Here is a 21,331-nt window from a genome sequence, read left to right as displayed (position 1 = left end):
GTTTTTTTCCCGAAACTTTAGAGTGCCGGTGAAAACTATCCGAGGGGGTAGGTTTACTGGACAATGTCGTGTGAACCTCAACTGATTTTAAGCGTTTGGGTGTTCACCAACGTGTAACTATTTATTGGGTAAGCTTTTAATGAAAACTTTTACAGCTAAACCAGAAACCGTAAAACGCGACTGGTATGTTGTCGACGCGACCGGTAAAACCCTGGGCCGTCTGGCTACCGAACTGGCTCGTCGCCTGCGCGGTAAGCATAAAGCGGAATACACTCCGCACGTTGATACTGGTGATTACATCATCGTTCTGAATGCAGATAAAGTTGCTGTTACCGGCAACAAGCGTTCTGACAAAATGTACTACCACCACACCGGCCACATCGGTGGTATCAAAGAAGCGACCTTCGAAGAAATGATTGCCCGCCGTCCTGAGCGTGTGATTGAAATCGCGGTTAAAGGCATGTTGCCGAAAGGCCCGTTGGGCCGTGCTATGTACCGTAAACTGAAAGTTTACGCAGGTAACGAGCACAACCACGCGGCGCAGCAACCGCAAGTTCTGGACATTTAATCGGGATATCAGGCAATGGCTGAAAATCAATACTACGGCACTGGTCGCCGCAAAAGCTCCGCCGCTCGTGTGTTTATCAAACCGGGCAACGGTAAAATCGTTATCAACCAACGTTCTCTGGAACAGTACTTTGGCCGTGAAACTGCCCGCATGGTAGTTCGTCAGCCGCTGGAACTGGTCGACATGGTTGAGAAACTGGATCTGTACATCACCGTTAAAGGTGGTGGTATCTCCGGTCAGGCAGGTGCAATCCGTCACGGTATCACCCGCGCTCTGATGGAGTACGATGAGTCTCTGCGCTCTGAACTGCGTAAAGCTGGCTTCGTCACTCGTGATGCTCGTCAGGTTGAACGTAAAAAAGTTGGTCTGCGCAAAGCACGTCGTCGTCCGCAGTTCTCCAAACGTTAATTACTCTCTGCTCAGCAGATTGCATTGGCGAAAAAACCCGGCCTGGCCGGGTTTTTTTATATCTGTACTATGCTGTAGTTACCTGCCTGGCAAGTGTGTTTTTCTGTTAATTCCCACAGCCCTTCACCACAAGTACAACAAAATCTGGTAAACTATCATCCAATTTTATGCCCCAAAGCTGGTATCTGTTTACGTTTTAGCCGGATTGCCTGGTGCAAGTGACTACAACAACAGACTCAGGGCGCCCATAATCTGGCTGGCCGCTCCGCTGTAGCGGTTAGTGGCAGTAATTTTCTGAATATACTTGGAGGTTTTCATGGCTGTCGCTGCCAACAAACGTTCGGTGATGACGCTGTTTTCCGGTCCTACTGACATCTATAGCCATCAGGTGCGTATTGTCCTGGCGGAAAAAGGTGTAAGTTTCGAAATCGAGAATGTGGAAACGGATGATCTGCCTCAGGATCTGATTGACCTCAACCCGAATCAAAGTGTTCCTACTCTGGTTGATCGTGAACTGACGCTGTGGGAATCCCGTATCATTATGGAATATCTGGATGAGCGTTTCCCGCACCCACCGCTAATGCCGGTTTACCCGGTTGCACGTGGCGAAAGCCGCCTGTATATGCACCGTATTGAAAAGGACTGGTACAGCCTGATGAACATCATCATGGCTGGCACCGGGGACGTAGAAACTGCACGTAAACAGTTGCGTGAAGAGTTAATGGCTATTGCACCTGTGTTTGGTCAGAAGCCTTACTTCCTGAGCGATGAGTTCAGCCTGGTCGATTGCTATTTAGCTCCGCTGCTGTGGCGTTTGCCACTGATGGGCATTGAGATTGCTGGTGCTGGTGCTAAAGAACTGAAAGGCTACATGACCCGTGTCTTTGAGCGCGATGCATTCCTGGCTTCTTTGACGGAAGCAGAGCGTGAAATTCGCCTGCACACCCGGGGCTAATACCAATGGAAATGTCTCAGTTGTCACCTCGCCGTCCATATCTGCTGCGTGCTTTTTATGACTGGTTGCTGGATAACCAGTTGACGCCGCACCTGGTAGTAGATGTGACGCTGCCGGGTGTGAACGTACCCATGGAATATGCCCGGGACGGACAAATCGTGCTTAATATTGCGCCTCGTGCTGTCGGTAACCTGGAGTTAGGGAACGATGAGGTGCAGTTTAATGCCCGTTTTGGTGGCATTCCTCGTACGGTTTCCGTACCTATGTCTGCTGTTTTGGCCATCTATGCCCGGGAAAATGGTGCAGGCACGATGTTTGAGCCTGAACCTGCCTACGAGCAGGATGACGAAAACGCCGCACAGGTTGCAGAGTCTGAGGGTGAATCACCCGATAACACCATGATGTCGGTGATTGATGGCGATAAACCTGATACCCCGGCAGAAAGTGATAACCCGGACAACGATCCACCACCACCACGAGGTGGCCGCCCGGCATTACGGGTTGTGAAGTAACCATACTGATTGGTTAATAGTGAAAACCGGGGACGCTACCCCGGTTTTTTTACGCCTGTCGTTCCCTGTCCACCAACGTAAAAAAAGCCAGTCAGCGTGGACTGACTGGCTTTGACGGATGAGCTAATGCTCATTTGTTGCCGTGTTCGTTACACTTCCAGGAAGTTCATAATGCCATCTGCGGCTTTACGGCCTTCTGCAATTGCAGTAACAACCAGGTCGGAACCCCGCACAGCATCACCGCCGGCAAAGATTTTCGGGTTGGTTGTTTGGTAAGGGTTATCCGTGTGTTCTGGTGCCAGAATGCGCCCCTGGTTATCCAGTTCTACGCTGTGTTTTTCCAGCCATTCCATACGGTGCGGGCGGAAACCAAATGCCATGATGACGGCATCAGCAGGAACCACATGTTCAGATCCTGCGACGATTTCAGCACGACGACGGCCTTTGGCATCCGGCTCGCCCATTTCTGTGCGCACCATTCTCACGCCGCTCACTTTGCCATTGCCATTAACTTCAATACCTAACGGCTGAACATTGAACTGGAATTCAACGCCTTCTTCACGCGCATTTTTAACTTCGCGTTTGGAGCCAGGCATGTTTTCTTCATCGCGGCGATAAGCACAGGTAACATGTGTGGCACTCTGGCGAACAGAGGTACGTACACAGTCCATTGCAGTGTCACCACCACCAAGAACCACTACACGCTTACTTTGCAGGTTAACGTAAGGCTGTTCCGCGTCTTCCTCAAAGCCCATCAGTTTACGTGTGTTGGCTATCAGGAATGGCAGTGCATCAAACACACCTGTGGCATCCTCATTTTCGAGCCCGCCACGCATAGACTGATAAGTCCCGACACCCAGGAATACCGCATCATACTCGTTCAGCAAATCGTCCATCTGGATATCTTTGCCTACTTCTGTATTCAGACGGAACTCCACACCCATACCGGTAAAGATTTCCCGGCGAGTGCTCATGACTTCTTTGCCCAGCTTGAATGCAGGGATACCAAAAGTGAGCAACCCACCAATTTCTGGATGGCGGTCAAAGACAACTGCTTTCACGCCATTACGTGTCAGGACATCGGCGCATGCCAGGCCAGCAGGGCCGGCACCAATGATAGCAACTCGCTTACCAGTGGGTTTAACGCCACTCATATCTGGCCGCCACCCCATTTCGATGGCTTTATCATTGATATAGCGTTCAATATTACCGATGGTGACAGCACCAAACTCATCATTCAGCGTGCAGGAACCTTCACACAGGCGATCCTGCGGGCAAACGCGACCACATACCTCCGGGAGGCTGTTGGTCTGGTGCGACAACTCAGCTGCTTCAACAATACGCCCTTCATTGGCAAGCTTCAGCCAGTTTGGAATGTAGTTATGTACCGGGCATTTCCATTCGCAGTAAGGGTTGCCGCAGGACAGGCAGCGATCTGCCTGTGCTTTAGCCTGGCCTTCTGAGAAGGTTTCATAAATTTCTACAAACTCAATTTTTCGAATCTTGAGCGGTTTTTTCGGCGGATCAACGCGCTGCAGGTCGATAAATTGATAAACGTTTTGACTCATTGTATGACCTCTTACTGCGCCTGCACCCGCAGCTCAGCTGCGGAACGACTACGGTGACCCAATAATGCTTTTACATCACTGGATTTCGGTTTAACCAGAGCAAATTTCGCTGACCATACCGGCCAGTTCGCCAGAATCTCTTCACCGCGGTGAGAGCCGGTAAACTGAACATGCTCAGTAATCATGCCACGCAGGTGTTCCTCGTGAATGGCAAGCTCATCAACATCCAGGACTTCAACCAGTTCAGGGTTAACGCGTTTACGGAACTCGCCGTCTTCATCAAGAACATATGCGAAGCCCCCTGTCATACCGGCACCAAAGTTCACACCTGTCTTACCGAGAATGCAGACGATACCGCCAGTCATATATTCACAGCCATTATCACCAATGCCTTCTACAACAGTGATGGCACCAGAGTTACGGACTGCAAAACGTTCACCGGCACGCCCGGCAGCATACAACCGGCCACCGGTTGCACCATACAGGCATGTGTTACCGATAATGCTGGCTTCATGGCTGCGGTATGCTGAACCCACAGGTGGGCGAATTGCAATTAAGCCGCCAGCCATACCTTTACCTACATAGTCGTTTGCGTCACCCGTCAGGTGCAGTTCAACGCCACCGGCATTCCATACACCGAAGCTCTGGCCTGCTGTGCCGGTAAAATGCGCCACGATAGGGTCTGCCGCCAGGCCCTGATCACCATGATGGCTGGCAATATGGCCAGACAAAGACGCACCAACAGAACGGTCAGTATTGCGAATATCGAACCAGAAAGTTTTGCTCTGTTTATTTTCGACATAAGGCATCGCCTGGTTAAGCAACTGGGCGTTTAACTCGCCTTTATCGAACGGCGGGTTCTGCTCTGTGCAATACAGCGCTTTTCCTGGCAATGGCTCAGCTGTTTCCAGCAGGCGCGATAAATCCAGTTTTTGCTGTTTGGCAGTAAACCCATCCAGTACGCCGAGTAAGTCTGTACGGCCAATCAAATCGACCAGACGTGTTACACCCAGAGAAGCCATAATTTCACGGGTTTCGCGGGCGATGAACTCGAAGTAATTGGTCACTTTCCACGGTAAACCATGGTAGTGATTACGGCGCAGTTTCTCATCCTGAGTCGCAACACCCGTTGCACAGTTGTTCAGATGACAAATACGCAAGTATTTACAACCCAGGGCAACCATAGGACCTGTACCGAAACCAAAGCTTTCCGCACCCAGAATCGCGGCTTTAACGATATCGACGCCTGTTTTTAATCCGCCGTCAACCTGCAGACGAATTTTGTGGCGCAAACCATTCGCGACCAGTGCCTGCTGGGTTTCCACCAGGCCTAATTCCCATGGGCAGCCAGCGTATTTCACTGAGGAAAGCGGGCTTGCGCCAGTACCACCGTCGTAACCGGCAATGGTAATCAGGTCTGCATAGGCTTTTGCTACCCCGGTGGCAATCGTACCCACACCAGGTTCCGATACCAGCTTGACGGAAATCATCGCTTTAGGATTGACCTGTTTCAGGTCAAAAATCAGCTGAGCCAAATCTTCGATAGAATAAATATCATGGTGCGGTGGTGGTGAAATCAATGTCACACCCGGCACTGAGTAACGCAAACGCGCGATATACGGGGTGACTTTATCACCAGGTAATTGCCCACCTTCACCCGGCTTGGCACCTTGCGCTACCTTGATTTGGATAACATCTGCATTTACCAGGTAAGCCGGAGTAACCCCAAAACGGCCAGAGGCAACCTGCTTAATACGGGAAACTTTGTTGGTCCCATAACGTGCCGGGTCTTCACCACCTTCACCGGAGTTGGAGAAGCCACCCAGACTGTTCATTGCTTCTGCCAGGGATTCGTGAGCTTCAGGGCTCAGCGCACCAATGGACATAGCTGCAGTGTCAAAGCGTTTGAACAGTTCGGTTGCTGGTTCCACATGCTCAATATTGACGGTTTCCCCTTGCGGCGTGATTGACAGTAAATCACGCAGAGTGGCTGCGGGGCGCTCATTAACCAGTTTGGCATATGCCTGGTAGCCTGAGTATTCACCAGTCTGTACTGCCTGTTGCAGTGTACGAACTACGTCCGGGTTGTAAGCATGGTATTCGCCGCCATGGACATACTTCAATAAACCGCCTTGTTCCAGTGGTTTACGCGCCAGCCAGGCTCGCTTGGCCAGGTTAGCAAGGTCTTGCTGGAAATCACTGAACCCGGCGCCACCAATACGGCTGACCACGCCCTGGAAGCACTGACTGGCAACATCATCATGCAGGCCAACCGCTTCAAACAGTTTTGAACAACGGTAAGAGGCAATAGTAGAAATGCCCATTTTGGACATGATCTTGTACAGGCCTTTGTTGATCCCGTTGCGATAATTAAGCATCGCTGTACGGTAATCTTTCTCAAGCGCGCCACCATCAACCAGTTTCGCCAGTGATTCATAGGCCAGATAAGGGTAGATAGCTGTGGCACCGAAACCTAACAGAACTGCAAAGTGGTGTGGGTCCCGGGCACTGGCTGTTTCCACAATAATGTTGGCATCACAGCGCAGGCTCTGGTCTACCAGACGAGTCTGGATAGCGCCAACAGCCATTGGTGCAGGAACGGGCAAACGCTCTTTAGAGATATTTCTGTCTGAAAGCACCAGTAAAACGGTTCCTTCACGAACCATTTTTTCTGCCTGGTCGCACAACGCTTTGATAGTCTCTTCCAGAGAGGCTTTGGCCGGATCAAAGGTAATATCCAGTGTGTCTGCACGGTAATGTTCTTCATCCAGCGAAGTCAGTTGCCGGAAATCAGAATAAAGCAGAATTGGTGACTTAAAGCTCAGGCGGTGAGCCTGGCCTTCCGCTTCACAAAAGACATTCATCTCGCGGCCAATGCTGGTCGCCAGTGACATGACATGGGCTTCACGCAGCGGATCGATTGGTGGGTTGGTCACCTGTGCGAATTGCTGACGGAAATAGTCATAAATAATGCGGGGTTTGCTGGACAGCACGGCAAATGGCGTGTCATCACCCATCGAGCCAACCGCTTCCTGACCATTTTCACCCAACACGCGAATCACCTGATCCAGTTCTTCACTGCTGTAGTTGAATTGTTTCTGGTAACTGCCCAGCAGGTCATCACTCAATTCGCGGGCACCGACCTGGTCATCCGGCAAATCTTCGAACGGTACCAGACGGCGCACGTTGCGCTCCATCCACTCTTTATATGGATGGCGGCTTTTCAGGTCATCATCGGTTTCTGCTGAGTGCAGGATACGGCCGATGCGTGTATCAATAACCATCAGTTCGCCGGGGCCAACACGCCCTTTTTCTACCACTTCGTCGGGTTGATAATCCCAAATGCCTACTTCAGAGGCACAGGTGATCAACTTATCTGTCGTGATGACATAACGTGCCGGGCGCAGACCGTTACGGTCAAGGTTACAGGCGGCGAAACGCCCGTCAGACATTACGATCCCTGCCGGGCCATCCCATGGCTCCATGTGCATGGAGTTAAAGTCAAAGAATGCACGTAACTCAGGATCCATATTCGGGTTGTTCTGCCAGGCTGGTGGAACCAGTAAACGCATGGCACGAATAATGTCCATCCCGCCACTTAGCAGCAGTTCCAGCATGTTATCCAGTGAACTGGAGTCCGAGCCTGTTTCGTTAACGAAGGGCGCGGCATCCTGCAGGTCAGGGATCAGTGGCGTTTTAAATTTGTAAGTACGTGCTTTTGCCCACTGACGGTTGCCTGTAATGGTATTGATTTCACCATTGTGTGCCAGGTAACGGAACGGCTGAGCCAGAGGCCAGCGTGGTACGGTGTTAGTTGAGAAACGTTGGTGGAACAGGCAAATAGCCGATTCCAGACGTAAATCAGCCAGGTCCAGGTAAAAACGCGGCAAATCAGCCGGCATACACAGACCTTTATAAATGTTCACCAGGTTAGACAGGCTGCAAACGTAGAATTCTTTATCGTTGAGCAGGCGCTGTTCAATACGGCGACGGGCAACAAACAGGCGGCGTTCCATATCACGCGGGCGCCAGCCTGCGGGAGCATTAACAAAAATTTGCTCAATACGTGGTAAAGAGGAGAGGGCGATTTCACCGAGCACACCTTCGTTGGTCGGCACATCGCGCCAGCCAACAATTGAAAGTGTTTCCCGCTGCAATTCTTCTTCTACTACCTGACGACTTGCCTGGGCCAGCGTATCGTCCTGGTTAAGGAATAACATGCCAACAGCATAGTTTTTCGCCAAACGCCATCCGCGTTCTTCAGCAACGATGCGGAAGAAGCGATCGGGTTTTTGCAGTAGCAAACCGCAGCCGTCGCCGGTTTTACCATCGGCAAGAATTGCACCACGGTGCTGCATCCGGGCCAGTGCGTGGATTGCGGTACGCACTACCTTGTGGCTAGGTTCGCCTTCTATGTGGGCGATCAGGCCGAAACCACAGTTATCCCGTTCGAGGGATTTATCGTACAACATATCAGTGAACCTCCCCAGGCTCTACGGGATTCCCGAGACCGATTGCGTTAAGGCGTAACAGGGGACAGGCGACGGGGTGTGCATACTCAGTATGCGTGCCTCGCATGTCGCCCTCTTATCGACTCGACGTTTTACATCGGTGCACAAGTGTTGAGGACTTGCTTCAGAGGGAATCTCAATTACTGCATAAATATGATGAGCAGAGAACTCATCGAGAAAGCTTCCAGCGGACTCCCAAGTTAGCGAGAATCGCTACTCAGGTCAAATGGCATTCTTATTTGTACAAAAAAGAAGGAAAAACAACTTAACATAATGATATTAAATTAAAAAATAACTTTTTTACATTCAGTTTACCTAAATCTGGCTCAACAGGGAATGTGACCTGTATCACTGTGTAATTGTGGTGCCAATGCGATTTGTCACTGGTATTTTCTAAACTTCCAGTATTTTTTACCTGTTGATGCCGTTTTTGTAATTGATGAAACTGTTTTTGGCTTATGAAGAATTTTTGTCGAGAAATTAAATTCACATAAGGAAAAGTAATCGTCAGTAAAGTGAGTGAAAAAACGTTTATTGTGAATTTTTATTCATTTGAATAAAGGCGGCCGGGGCGCTTGATCCAGGTCATCGCCGTCGGTTAAGGAAAGTGGCAGTCTGTTGCCCTTACTAAGGGCGGCCTAACAGAATTATGCAGTTACAGAATTTAGTCAATATGTTTGGTGGTGATCTTTTTCGCCGCTATGGGCAAAAGGTACATAAACTGACTTTGCATGGCGGGTTCAGTTGCCCAAACCGCGATGGGACCATCGGGCGCGGGGGATGTACGTTTTGCAACGTCGCCTCTTTTGCTGATGAAGCGCAACAATATCATTCCATCGCTGAGCAACTTGCTGAGCAGGCGCATCTGGTGAACCGCGCAAAACGCTATCTTGCTTATTTTCAGGCTTACACCAGCACCTGGGCTGAGGTGGAAGTGCTGCGTAATATGTACCAACAGGCGGTTGCACAGGCGAATATTGTTGGTTTATGTGTGGGAACCCGACCGGACTGTGTTCCGGAAGCTGTGCTGGATTTACTGAGTGGTTATGCGGCTCAGGGCTATGAAGTCTGGCTCGAGTTAGGGTTACAGACCGCACACAATAAAACATTGCATCGCATTAATCGTGGCCATGACTTTGCCTGCTACCAGCGAACGGCACAACTGGCTCGCCAGCGCGGTCTGAAAGTTTGTTGCCACTTGATTGTGGGTTTGCCGGGTGAACAACATCAGCATTGTATGGAAACGCTCGAAAGTGTGGTGAGCACCGGAGTGGATGGCATTAAGTTACATCCCTTACATATTGTGAAAGGCAGTATCATGGCAAAAAGCTGGCAAGCCGGCAGGCTGGCGGGGATTACTCTTGAGGACTATACCCATACTGCCAGTGAAATGATTCGCCACACACCGCTGGATGTCGTCTATCACCGTATTTCAGCCAGTGCACGGCGCCCGACACTGCTTGCCCCTTTGTGGTGTGAAAATCGCTGGACTGGCATGGTGGAAATCAACCGCTATTTACTTGAACATGGCCCTCAGGGTGATGCATTAGGGACGCCCTGGACACCGATGCTTGCCTGAAAACATACTGTTATGTCATTTTTCGGTATCATGGTGGTAATTCTCAGTTAAGGAATGTTCCATGAATCAAATCCGTAAGCTGGCGCAATATTATGTAGACCTGATGATGAAATTGGGTCTGGTGCGTTTTTCCCTGTTGTTAGCGTTTGCGCTGGTAGTCCTGGCTATTGTTGTTCAGATGGCTGTCACTATGGTGTTGCGCGGTCAGGTAGAGAGTATTGATGTTATCCGCTCTATCTTCTTCGGGTTATTGATTACGCCATGGGCGGTCTATTTCCTCTCTGTTGTGGTGGAGCAAATTGAGGAGTCCCGGCAACGGCTGACACGCCTGGTAGAAAAACTGGAAGAGATGCGTGAACGCGATTTGTCGCTTAATGTTCAGCTAAAAAACAATATCACGCAGCTTAATCAGGAGATTACTGATCGTGAAAGGGCGGAAAAAGAGCGCCAGTCTGTTCTTGACCAGCTAACACTGGAAATAAAAGAGCGTGAGCAAACGCAGATCCAACTGGCCCAACAGTCCTCTTTTTTACGTTCATTCCTCGATGCATCACCAGATTTGGTGTTTTATCGCAATGAAGATCAGGAGTTCTCCGGGTGCAACCGGGCGATGGAGCTGTTAACCGGGAAAAGTGAGAAACAACTCATTGGTCTGCGTCCGGCCGATGTGTATTCCACGGAGGCGGCCGAGAAAGTGATTGAAACGGACGAAAAAGTCTTTCGCCATAATGTTTCACTCACCTATGAACAGTGGCTGGATTACCCCGATGGGCGCAAAGCCTGCTTTGAAATCCGTAAAGTGCCTTACTACGACCGTGTAGGTAAACGGCATGGTCTGATGGGGTTTGGGCGTGATATCACTGAGCGTAAGCGTTATCAGGATGCCCTTGAGCGCGCCAGCCGGGATAAAACAACGTTTATTTCCACTATCAGCCATGAATTGCGTACGCCACTGAACGGGATCGTCGGTTTGAGCCGTATTCTGCTGGATACAGACCTGACCCCAGAACAAGAAAAGTACCTGAAAACCGTGCATGTTTCGGCCGTCACTCTGGGTAATATCTTCAATGATATTATCGATATGGATAAAATTGAACGCCGCAAAGTGCAACTGGATAACCAGCCAATTGATTTTACCGGTTTCCTTTCTGACCTCGAAAACCTCTCCGGCCTGCAGGCTCAGCAAAAAGGGCTGCGTTTTGTAATGGAAACCTCGCAGCCGTTGCCGCATAAAATAATCGCAGATGGCACACGCCTGCGGCAAATTCTGTGGAATCTGATTAGTAATGCGGTGAAATTTACCCGTAAAGGAGAAGTGCGGGTGCAGGTCAGCTATCAGGATGACCAGATAATGCGCTTTGAAGTTCAGGATTCGGGTATTGGTATTCCTCCCGGTGAGCAGGATAAAATTTTCGCTATGTATTACCAGGTGAAAGACGAACAGGGTGGGAAGCCTGCAACCGGTACCGGAATTGGCCTGGCGGTATCTCGTCGCCTGGCGAAAAGTATGGGAGGGGATATCACTGTTTCCAGTAAACCAGGTGAAGGCGCATTGTTTACCCTCACAGTACATGCTCCTTCCGTTCATGATGAAGTGGATGAAGAAGATGACGATGAGTTGCCTCTGCCTGCTCTTCATATTCTGTTGGTGGAAGATATTGAACTGAATGTGATTGTCGCCCGTTCAGTGCTGGAAAAAATGGGCAACTCCGTTGATGTGGCAATGACCGGTAAAGAAGCTCTGGCGACATTTATTCCCGGTGAATACGATTTAGTTTTATTGGATATTCAGTTGCCGGATATGACCGGGCTGGATATTGCCCGTAAATTAACGCAAACATTTACACGGGATGAATTACCACCGTTAGTTGCGTTAACCGCCAATGTACTTAAAGATAAAAAAGAGTATCTGGATGCCGGCATGGACGATGTATTGAGTAAGCCATTATCTGTGTCTGCTTTAACCGCGATGATCAAGAAGTTTTGGGACGCACATACCGCACCGGAGGATGGCGTGAATAATCTTGAAGCTGATGATAAAAAACAAGCTATCCTGGATCTGCCAATGCTCGAACAGTATATGGAGTTAGTCGGGCCAAAACTGATTCGTGACGGGCTGGCGATGTTTGAGAAAATGATGCCGGGCTATTTAAGTGTGCTGGAATCAAACTGGACTGCACGGGACCAGAAAGGCATTGTTGACGAGGGCCATAAAATCAAAGGTGCCGCAGGCTCTGTGGGGTTACGGCATATTCAGCAACTGGCACAGCAAGTGCAGTCTCCGGATTTACCCGCCTGGTGGGATAATGCTGGTGAATGGATAGAGGAGATTCGGCACGAATGGCGCAACGATATCGCTGCGCTGGAAAAATGGGTTGCCGATGCTGAAAAAAAATGACCCCGGATTAACCGGGGTGCGCGAATACTGCGCCAACACCAGGGAAACTGACGTCCCGCAGAGTATTGGTTTATGTTTTAACGAGGCGAGACGAGAAATTCCTCACACAACTCAGCCATAAGATAGCAAAACTTAAATTAGTTGTTACATGAATCAGTAAAATGTGTGAAGCATAGCGTCTTAATAGCATTTTATTTAACGATTTGACAGCGGCACAAAGAGAATTTGTATGAAAAAAATTGGCGTAGTTCTGTGTGGTGCGGGTGTCTATGACGGCTCAGAGATTCATGAAGCAGTCCTCACTTTACTGGCAATTGCCCGGGCAGGAGCAGAAGCCATTTGTTTTGCTCCAGATAAAACACAGTATGACGTGGTAAATCACCTCACCGGTGAGGCGATGCCGGAAACACGTAACTGCCTGGTTGAAGCTGCACGTATTACCCGGGGGCAGGTGAGCTCTCTCAGCCAGGCCCGGGCGGCAGAACTGGATGCACTTATTGTGCCTGGCGGGTTTGGTGCTGCCAAGAACCTCAGTAACTTTGCTGTTGCTGGTGCGGAATGCTCCGTTGACCCGGCACTGAAGGCCCTGGCCAGAGATTGTCATGCAGCAGGAAAACCACTTGGTTTTATCTGTATTGCACCTGCTATGCTTCCTCATATTCTTGAAACACCTGTTCGGCTGACTATTGGTACAGATGTTGACACTGCTGAATTAGTGGAAGAGATGGGCGGGGAACACGTTCCTTGCCCGGTAGAGGATATTGTGGTGGATGAAGACCAAAAAGTGGTAACCACACCGGCCTATATGCTGGCGAAAAGTATTGATGAAGCCGCACAGGGTATTGAGAAACTGGTTTCCCGTGTTCTGGTTCTTTGCCAATGAGCCGAGGCAGTAAGGGGTTGTTAGCAAGAGTGAAACGGTACATCTTGTTTGGTGTTCTGGGGCTTGTTGGTTTTTGGCTGTCATTAATACTACTGTTTCGCGTGTTGCCTGTCCCGTTCAGTGCTGTGATGGTGGAACGCCAGGTATCTGCATGGTTTTCGGGCGATTTTCACTATGTTGCGCATTCAACATGGGAATCCATGGATAACATCTCTCCCTGGATGGCGATTGCGGTTATTGCGGCTGAAGATCAAAAATTCCCGGAACACTGGGGTTTTGATGTTGGAGCGATTCAGAAAGCGCTGGCTCATAACGAGCGCCATGAAAACCGAATACGTGGCGCATCAACATTATCTCAGCAAACAGCCAAAAATATGTTTTTGTGGGATGGGCGTTCCTGGGTGCGTAAAGGCCTGGAGGCCGGGTTAACGGTTGGCATTGAATTGCTGTGGGGTAAGCGCCGAATATTAACGGTTTACCTGAATGTAGCGGAGTTTGGTGACGGCATCTTTGGTGTTGAGGCGGCTGCAAAACATTATTTCCACAAGCCTGCAAGCCGGCTGACGCCAGCGGAGGCCGCTTTGTTAGCTGCGGTATTGCCCAACCCGATTATTTATAAAGCCAGTGCTCCTTCTGGGTATGTTCGCGCCAGGCAACAATGGATACTCCGCCAGATGAGGCAATTGGGTGGGGAAAGCTTCCTGGCAGAGCACAAGCTGAACTAGCCTGGAGTTAATCCTCGTCGAAACCCGCATTGAATAGCGCGATAACGGCGGCAAGGGCTTCCTCTTCCTGTGGCCCGGTTGCTTCTACTTCAATGTGCCCACCTTTGGCAGAATCCAGCATAAGCAGTGCAATTACACTGCTGGCTTCTGCTTCAGTTCCAGTTTCATTGCGCAGTAACACTTCGGCATCAAAACTTTGTACCAGTTCAAAGAGCTTCATTGCCGGGCGAGCATGCATGCCTAAACGATTGGTGAGTTCAACAGTTTGTTTTACGGTCATGTTTTGCGTTTTTCCAACGTGCGATGACGTGACTGGACATTTTTACCGCGTGAGCGGAAATAGTCGGCTAATTGTTCTGCAACATAAACAGAACGGTGCTTACCACCAGTACAACCAATAGCAACTGTCAGGTAGCTACGGTTATTTGTCTCCAGCATGGGTAACCATAACTCAAGGTAGCTGCGTGTCTGGTAAATAAAGTTATGCACTTCGGTATGGCGGTCCAAAAAGGCAGCGACAGGTTTATCCAGACCGGTCATCGGGCGTAGTTTGGGATCCCAGTGCGGGTTTGGCAGAAAGCGAACATCAAAAACGTAATCTGCGTCGATAGGTATGCCGTGTTTAAAACCGAATGATTCAAATACCATGGTGAGTTCACGCTCACGTTTACCCAGCAGCCGGGTTCGCAGCATTTCTGCCAGTTCATGAACTGACATTTCCGAAGTATCAACAATCAGATCGGCCCGGGATCGCAGTGGCTCCAGCAGATCATTTTCTTCATCGATCGCACTTTCCAGTGACAGATTCTTACTGGACAGCGGATGAAGACGCCTTGTGTCACTGTAGCGTCGAATCAGCGTATTACGGTCAGCATCAAGGAACAGAAGTTGCGGCGAAAAGGTATCAGGCAAATTACGCATTGCCTGTTCAAAAATTTCCGGAGATTCGGGCATATTGCGTACATCAATACTGACTGCCGCAGACGTTTGCCTGTCAGATAATGTGTGGGCTAAATCGGGTAGCAACACAACTGGCAGGTTATCTACACAGTAAAACCCCATATCTTCCAGAGCACGCAAGGCTACGGATTTCCCTGAACCTGAGCGGCCGCTGACAATCATCAGCACCATGAACGGTCTCTCCCCCAGTCTGAATATACCCGTTATCGGTTTGCACAGGGTGGCGATATTTATCTCTCTCATCCCTGAGAGGCACCCTGATGGCCTTCACCAGCAACCTATTACGTTGCTAACTGGCATATAAAGCCAGTGACGTCTACGGTGTTGGCCTGCTGCACTCCAAATTTTTATGGGTATCTTGTGGTGTTATTGCATGATTACTGCGCCTGAATCAGGCTCCTGCATTTCCTGCATCAGTAATAATGTTAAATAACTCTTCATCCGTTTGCGCCATACGGAGCTGACGGCAAATAGTTTTGTCAGCCAGTTTTTTGGCGACCAGCGACAATGTATGTAAGTGTGTTTTAGTTTGGTCTGCCGGAACCAGCAAAGCGAACAAGAGATCAACTGGCTGGTTATCAATGGCATCGAAAGGTATGGGTGTTTCCAGACGGATAAATACACCTACGGCACGTAATGTGTCTTCTTCCAGTTTACCGTGCGGGATAGCGATACCATTGCCAATACCGGTACTTCCCATGCGCTCACGGGTTAGTACAGCATCAAAAACCGCTTGTGACGGAAGGCCTAACTGCTTAGCCGCCAGTTCACTGACGATTTCCAGAGCACGTTTTTTGCTCTGACAATGCACGTTATTACGCGTACATTCCTGGTTCAGGACAGCGCTGAGTTGCAGCGCGGAATCATTATTCATCATAGCTCCACCTGGCACCCTCTGTGCCAGCGGCCCGCTATCCTGCGATAACGGGCCGCTGAGATTCAGGGAAATACCTGGGTCATCAATGCTGTTTCAGTTTATCTTTGTGTTTGGTTAACTGACGGGCGAGTTTATCTATCAAACCGTCAATTGCGGCATACATATCCTGGCCTTCGGCACTGGCATGCAACTCACCGCCATTTACATGAAGCGTTGCATCCGCTGTTTGAGTGACTTTTTCCACTTTCAACACAATATAGACCTGGTTGATCCTTTCGAAATACTGCTCCAGTTTGGCGAACTTTGTGTTGACGAATTCGCGCATAGCTTCAGTAATCTCGACATTCTGTCCTGTGATATTGAGTTGCATATTGTCTTCCTTATCGGTTAAGTCAAACCAATTGTTTACGCTGGTTCGACGGCGGTATGGATAAAGACTCGCGGTATTTTGCGACAGTGCGCCGCGCCACCATGATACCTTGATCAGATAACATAGAAGTCAGTTTACTATCACTAAGTGGTTTTGCCGGGTTTTCTGCGGCAATCAACTTCTTCACCAGCGCACGAATAGCCGTGGAAGAGGCTTCGCCCCCACCTTCGGTGTTCACATGGCTGGAGAAGAAATATTTCAGCTCAAAAATGCCCCGTGGGCTGTGCAGGTATTTTTGCGTGGTAACGCGCGAAATCGTTGATTCGTGCATTTCCACCGCCTGAGCAATATCTGCCAGCACCATTGGCTTCATGTATTCTTCGCCATTTTCGAAAAAAGCCTGTTGTTGCTCAACAATACACTGGCTGACTTTGAGCAGTGTTTCATTGCGGCTTTCCAGACTTTTGATTAACCATTTCGCTTCCTGCAAATTACTGCGGATGAACTGGCTGTCACTGTCATTACGCGAATTGTTGCACATAGAGGCGTAATGCTGGTTGATGGACAAGCGGGGAATACTGTCGGAATTCAGTTCGACTGTCCAGCGCCCTTTATGTTTGCGAACCAACACATCCGGAATAACGTATTCAGGTTCAGTGGTGTGAATGGACTGGCCAGGGCGAGGGTCAAGAGACAAGATCAGCACCATCGCATCTTTCAGCACATCTTCTTTAAGACGCGTGACTTTCATCAGTGTGCGGAAGTCATGGTTTGCCAGAAGATCGAGATGCCCGTTGATTATCTGCCGGGCTTCTTCAATAAAAGGTGTTTCACGGGAGAACTGTGAAAGCTGGATAAGCAAACAATCACGTAAATCACGGGCAGCAACCCCCACAGGATCAAATCGCTGTACTCGCTTGAGTACGGCCTCAATTTCATCCAGCGTGATGGTTTCATCGCCCATGCTTTCCAGAATATCTTCAACGGGAACGGTGAGATAACCTGTTTCATCTACGGCATCGACAATCGATGTGGCAATTGCCCTGTCAGTATCAGAAAACGGAGTCAGCTCCACTTGCCACATCAGGTAATCCTGCAATGTTTGAGTCGTCTCACCCTGATAAACAGGTAGTTCATCATCAATGTAATCTGCCCCGGTTCCTGATGGTGTCCCGGCGGTATAGATTTCATCCCAGCTCGCATCCAGAGGCAGCTCTTCAGGCATGTCTTTTTGCTCAAGCGCTTCCCGGGTATCCAGCGATTCACTATCCTGGGCATCCTGAGTTTCCACTTCTTCATGAAAATCGGTTTGCTCAAGCAGCGGATTATTTTCCAGCGCTTGCTGGAGTTCTTGCTGCAGTTCCAGCGTAGACAGTTGCAACAGGCGAATGGCCTGTTGTAGCTGAGGCGTCATGGCAAGCTGTTGACTAAGCTTTAGTTGCAAACCTTGCTTCATATTCAGAGCATACTTCCTCAGGTCAATACGTTAATAATACCTGCCCTGGCAAAAAGAAAAACTCTCCTGATAAAGTGAAACGGTGACAGTGATAACGAATAGCGAACAAACCTGATACGAGGTGTACTCACTCTTTTTTACATCCTGTCACGCTTACCCTATCAGAGTCTGAACTCTTCCCCAAGATATACCCGCTTCACATGCTCGTCTTCGAGAATTTCGCCTGGTGTACCATGGGCAATAAGGTGACCCTGGCTGACGATATAAGCCCGTTCACAAACCGCCAGTGTTTCGCGCACGTTGTGGTCGGTAATCAATACGCCCAGACCGCTGTCACGCAGATGTTCGATAATACGTTTTATGTCGATAACCGAGATGGGGTCAACCCCTGCGAAGGGTTCATCCAGCAGAATGAACTTCGGATTAGCAGCCAGTGCTCGCGCAATCTCTACACGACGGCGTTCACCACCTGACAGCGATTGCCCGAGGCTGTCGCGCAGATGTTCGATGTGAAATTCCTCCATCAACTCATTTGCCCGATCAACACGTTGTTCGCTGGAGAGGTCATCGCGAATTTGTAACACCGCCATCAGGTTATCGTACACGCTGAGACGCCGGAAAATAGATGCTTCCTGCGGCAGATAGCCAATCCCTCTGCGGGCACGGGCATGAAGCGGTAACAGGCTGATGTCTTCATCGTCAATGGTGATATTACCAGCGTCGCGCGGAACAATACCCACTACCATGTAAAACGTGGTGGTTTTCCCCGCACCGTTAGGCCCCAGCAGGCCAACGATTTCGCCAGAGTTCACAGTTAAACTGACATCTTCGACGACCCGGCGCCCTTTATAGGCCTTCGCCAGGTTTTTCGCTGTAAGTGTTGCCATACTGAATTAGTTACTCTTTTTAGGGGCAGTTGTCTGGTCTTTCTTGTCCTGAAGTTGGGACGGAACCAGAACGGTCGTCACGCGTTTACCTTTGTCGCTAAACGCCTGCATTTTCTGTTCTTTCACCAGATAGGTAATTTTATCGCCAGTGATATTACTATCAAGTTGCTCCAGATAAGCTTTGCCAGTCAGAACGACAAAATCATTTTGCAGTTCATAATGCATGTGGCTGGCATGGCCTTTAACCGGCTTGCCGTTATCCTGCATTTGATAGAATGTGGCCGGGTTACCATAGCCATCAATCACTTCTTTACCTTTTTCGCCGCCAGGGCGTGTCACAACGACTTTGTCTGCGTTGATCTTGATGCTCCCCTGGGTGACAACAACATTACCGGTAAAGGTGACGATGTTACCCTGCATATCCAGAGACTGCTGATCTGATTCGATATGGATAGGCTGATCCGTATCGCCAGTTAACGCAAATGCCGGGAGGCTGGCGGCAAACAATGCACCGGCTACCAGAACGTTAAGGCTGAGTTTGTTTATTTTGAATTTCATAGGAAGTTCTAACCTTTTCAATCAGCTTGGCCGTTTTACTGCGTAAGTTGCCGCGCATTTTCAAACCACTGGAATTAAATGTGGTGCCATATAGCGTCACCAGATCATCGGAGGCAACATCCTGAGTTATCAGGTTTACCTGAGCGTTATCGGTGGTGATTTTTCGTAACTGTGAGTCAGGTGTCAGTGCATCCAACTCAACATGCCCGTAGAGATAAAGCATCCGATCATTGGTCAGTTTTGCTTTGTCTGCCCGGATAGACCAGGTCGCGACTTTGTTTGTATCGTATGAAGTCACTACGGGGTCAGTAAACCAGGTCAGCTCTTGATCTGAATAGTATTCAACATGTTTTGCTATCAGGCGATAATTGAGCGCACCTTCTGGATTATATACAACCGTATCGGAGTGCTCACTCTGATAAGTTGGCTCGTTGTTATTGACCTGTACTTGCGAATTATTGTCGGTATCAGCGAGGTTTATCCCCAGCAGAATTAAAACGACCAGAGCAAGCAGGATAATGACCCAACGTCTGCTTTTACTCATATTGATTGCCCTGTAGCCTGCTCAAGTTTGCCCTGAGACTGTAGCAGGATATCGCAAACCTCTCTTACTGCGCCGCGCCCACCAGGAATCGTCGTGACATAATCTGCTCGGGGGAGCAGCAGTGGGTGGGCGTCAGCGACAGCCACACTCAAACCGACTTGTGACATCACTGGCCAGTCGATCAGATCATCACCAATATAAGCGACGTCTTCTGGTTGCAACGACAGATGAGAAAGCAAAGACTGGTAAGCGATACGCTTATCACTTTGACCTTGCCAAAGATGAGTGATACCCAGTGTCTGGCAACGGTCTTCCAGTAACTTTGCTTTACGCCCGGTAATAATGGCAACTTCAATGCCTGATGTCAGCGCGCAGCGAATGCCGTAACCGTCCCGCACATTGAACGCTTTCAACTCTTCACCATTGTTGCCCATATAAATGAGGCCATCAGACATCACGCCATCGACATCAAGGATAAGCAGCTTAATCCGCGCTGCTTTCTCTATTACGGAGTTATCGACCAGACCGTAGCACGTTTCAGTTACCGTTTGGGGGGTACTCATTACTTCATATCCTATTCAGACTACGCCTGCGCGCAGCAGATCATGCATATGTATCACACCAGCCAGATGGTCGCCATCCGCAACCATTACAGCTGTAATATGCCTGGACTGCATTAAATTCAGTGCGTCAACAGCCAGTGTACCGGGCTTAACCCGAATACCACCCGGGGTCATCACGTCTTTAATCGCCAGGCTATGCAGGTCAACGCCCATATCAAACACCCGGCGTAAGTCGCCATCGGTGAAAATACCATGAATTGTCATCTGGTCATCACAGATAACCGTCATCCCCAGGTTTTTTCGGGTGATTTCCAGTAAAGCATCGCGTAACGAGGCGTGCTCACTGACATGGGGGATCTCATCACCCGTGTGCATAATATCATTAACACGCAGTAATAACTTGCGCCCAAGAGCTCCGCCCGGATGCGATAGCGCGAAATCCTCTGCGGTGAACCCTCTGGCCTCCAACAGAGCTACAGCCAGAGCATCACCCATCACTAATGTGGCGGTTGTGCTGGTGGTGGGAGCCAGGCCCAGCGGGCAGGCCTCTTGCGGTACGTGAATGCACAAGTGGATATCTGCGGCTTTTGCCATTGTGCTTTGTGGCCGCCCGGTCATGCTGATCAGGGAAACATTAAGGCGTTTAAGTACTGGAATAAGTGCCAGTATTTCGTTGGATTCACCTGAGTTAGAAATAGCAATAACAACATCGTTGTTGGTCACCATGCCTAAATCACCGTGGCTGGCTTCCCCGGGGTGAACAAAAAATGCAGGTGTACCTGTACTGGCGAATGTAGCGGCCATTTTGCGGCCAATATGCCCGGATTTACCCATTCCCATAACCACGACTTTGCCCTGACAGGCAAATATTTTCCTGCAGGCGTCTGTAAAGTCGCCATTGATATACTGGTCCAGTTGAGCCAGCCCTTCACGTTCAACCGTAAGCACGGTTTTCCCGGCGCGCTGGAAATCAAAGCCTGCATCCACGTTTTTGTGTGACATACCGTGT

20 protein-coding genes are annotated in these 21,331 nt (G+C 49.6%); 8 read left to right on the top strand and 12 right to left on the bottom strand.

What is annotated here, in order from left to right; translation table 11 throughout:
- The first annotated feature begins 139 nt into the window (after positions 1-139).
- The 4 genes from rplM to sspB all read left to right on the top strand — a co-directional run bounded on the left by rplM (position 140) and on the right by sspB (position 2,443).
- Positions 140-568, top strand: coding sequence for a 50S ribosomal protein L13 (rplM, locus tag DES37_RS18075; protein ID WP_036104968.1), 429 nt, complete (start codon positions 140-142; stop codon positions 566-568).
- A gap of 15 nt (positions 569-583) precedes the next feature.
- A complete protein-coding gene (gene rpsI / locus DES37_RS18070; RefSeq protein ID WP_000829818.1) occupies positions 584-976 on the top strand; it encodes a 30S ribosomal protein S9 in 393 nt (130 codons plus the stop codon).
- 316 nt (positions 977-1,292) lie between these two features.
- Positions 1,293-1,931 (top strand): stringent starvation protein SspA, encoded by a 639-nt coding sequence (gene sspA, locus DES37_RS18060; RefSeq protein WP_036104961.1) that lies wholly within the window; start codon positions 1,293-1,295, stop codon positions 1,929-1,931.
- A gap of 5 nt (positions 1,932-1,936) precedes the next feature.
- Positions 1,937-2,443: a ClpXP protease specificity-enhancing factor gene (sspB, locus tag DES37_RS18055; protein WP_036104958.1), complete on the top strand. Its 507-nt coding sequence runs from the start codon at positions 1,937-1,939 to the stop codon at positions 2,441-2,443.
- Between the two features lie 149 nt (positions 2,444-2,592).
- Here sspB and DES37_RS18050 read toward each other — a convergent pair whose 3' ends face one another.
- Entirely contained in the window at positions 2,593-4,011 is a 1,419-nt protein-coding gene (locus tag DES37_RS18050) for a glutamate synthase small subunit (RefSeq protein ID WP_110027150.1), read from the bottom strand.
- 11 nt (positions 4,012-4,022) lie between these two features.
- A complete protein-coding gene (gltB, locus tag DES37_RS18045) occupies positions 4,023-8,483 on the bottom strand; it encodes a glutamate synthase large subunit (RefSeq protein ID WP_110027148.1) in 4,461 nt (1,486 codons plus the stop codon).
- Between the two features lie 688 nt (positions 8,484-9,171).
- Here gltB and mnmL point away from each other — a divergent pair.
- The 4 genes from mnmL to mtgA all read left to right on the top strand — a co-directional run bounded on the left by mnmL (position 9,172) and on the right by mtgA (position 14,107).
- Positions 9,172-10,101, top strand: a complete 930-nt coding sequence (mnmL, locus tag DES37_RS18035; RefSeq protein WP_110027147.1) for a tRNA modification radical SAM protein MnmL/YtqA — start codon at positions 9,172-9,174, stop codon at positions 10,099-10,101.
- A 61-nt stretch (positions 10,102-10,162) separates the two neighbouring features.
- Entirely contained in the window at positions 10,163-12,499 is a 2,337-nt protein-coding gene (arcB, locus tag DES37_RS18030) for an aerobic respiration two-component sensor histidine kinase ArcB (RefSeq protein ID WP_110027145.1), read from the top strand.
- 229 nt (positions 12,500-12,728) lie between these two features.
- Positions 12,729-13,382 carry an isoprenoid biosynthesis glyoxalase ElbB gene (gene elbB / locus DES37_RS18025; RefSeq protein ID WP_110027143.1) on the top strand — a complete coding sequence of 218 codons (654 nt, stop codon included), beginning with the start codon at positions 12,729-12,731 and terminating at the stop codon, positions 13,380-13,382.
- Positions 13,379-14,107, top strand: a complete 729-nt coding sequence (gene mtgA / locus DES37_RS18020; RefSeq protein WP_036104942.1) for a monofunctional biosynthetic peptidoglycan transglycosylase — start codon at positions 13,379-13,381, stop codon at positions 14,105-14,107. Before elbB ends, mtgA begins: the two co-directional genes overlap by 4 nt.
- A 7-nt stretch (positions 14,108-14,114) precedes the next feature.
- Here the strand turns inward: mtgA and npr are convergent, their stop codons facing one another.
- The 10 genes from npr to kdsD all read right to left on the bottom strand — a co-directional run bounded on the left by npr (position 14,115) and on the right by kdsD (position 21,324).
- Entirely contained in the window at positions 14,115-14,387 is a 273-nt protein-coding gene (gene npr, locus DES37_RS18015) for a PTS phosphocarrier protein NPr (RefSeq protein ID WP_036104940.1), read from the bottom strand.
- Complete coding sequence (gene rapZ, locus DES37_RS18010) at positions 14,384-15,238, bottom strand: RNase adapter RapZ (RefSeq protein ID WP_110027141.1); 855 nt, start codon at positions 15,236-15,238, stop codon at positions 14,384-14,386. Before rapZ ends, npr begins: the two co-directional genes overlap by 4 nt.
- A 220-nt stretch (positions 15,239-15,458) precedes the next feature.
- Positions 15,459-15,944: a PTS IIA-like nitrogen regulatory protein PtsN gene (ptsN, locus tag DES37_RS18005; RefSeq protein WP_036104934.1), complete on the bottom strand. Its 486-nt coding sequence runs from the start codon at positions 15,942-15,944 to the stop codon at positions 15,459-15,461.
- An 82-nt stretch (positions 15,945-16,026) separates the two neighbouring features.
- Positions 16,027-16,314: a ribosome hibernation promoting factor gene (gene hpf, locus DES37_RS18000; RefSeq protein ID WP_036104930.1), complete on the bottom strand. Its 288-nt coding sequence runs from the start codon at positions 16,312-16,314 to the stop codon at positions 16,027-16,029.
- Positions 16,315-16,336: 22 nt separating this feature from the next.
- On the bottom strand, positions 16,337-17,770 hold the full coding sequence (gene rpoN / locus DES37_RS17995; protein WP_036104927.1) for an RNA polymerase factor sigma-54: 1,434 nt from the start codon (positions 17,768-17,770) through the stop codon (positions 16,337-16,339).
- Positions 17,771-17,931: 161 nt separating this feature from the next.
- Positions 17,932-18,657, bottom strand: coding sequence for an LPS export ABC transporter ATP-binding protein (gene lptB / locus DES37_RS17990; protein WP_036104924.1), 726 nt, complete (start codon positions 18,655-18,657; stop codon positions 17,932-17,934).
- A gap of 6 nt (positions 18,658-18,663) precedes the next feature.
- On the bottom strand, positions 18,664-19,215 hold the full coding sequence (gene lptA, locus DES37_RS17985) for a lipopolysaccharide ABC transporter substrate-binding protein LptA (protein WP_110027140.1): 552 nt from the start codon (positions 19,213-19,215) through the stop codon (positions 18,664-18,666).
- Positions 19,184-19,759, bottom strand: coding sequence for an LPS export ABC transporter periplasmic protein LptC (gene lptC / locus DES37_RS17980; RefSeq protein WP_036104917.1), 576 nt, complete (start codon positions 19,757-19,759; stop codon positions 19,184-19,186). Before lptC ends, lptA begins: the two co-directional genes overlap by 32 nt.
- Positions 19,756-20,322 (bottom strand): 3-deoxy-manno-octulosonate-8-phosphatase KdsC, encoded by a 567-nt coding sequence (kdsC, locus tag DES37_RS17975; protein WP_036104914.1) that lies wholly within the window; start codon positions 20,320-20,322, stop codon positions 19,756-19,758. The genes lptC and kdsC overlap by 4 nt, the downstream gene beginning before the upstream one ends.
- Positions 20,323-20,337: 15 nt before the next feature.
- Entirely contained in the window at positions 20,338-21,324 is a 987-nt protein-coding gene (kdsD, locus tag DES37_RS17970) for an arabinose-5-phosphate isomerase KdsD (protein ID WP_036104909.1), read from the bottom strand.
- Between the last annotated feature and the right edge of the window lie 7 nt (positions 21,325-21,331).

The organism is Mangrovibacter plantisponsor (genome assembly GCF_003182475.1).
Taxonomy (GTDB): Bacteria; Pseudomonadota; Gammaproteobacteria; order Enterobacterales; family Enterobacteriaceae; genus Mangrovibacter; species Mangrovibacter plantisponsor.
This window is presented reverse-complemented; position numbering and strand designations above follow the sequence as displayed.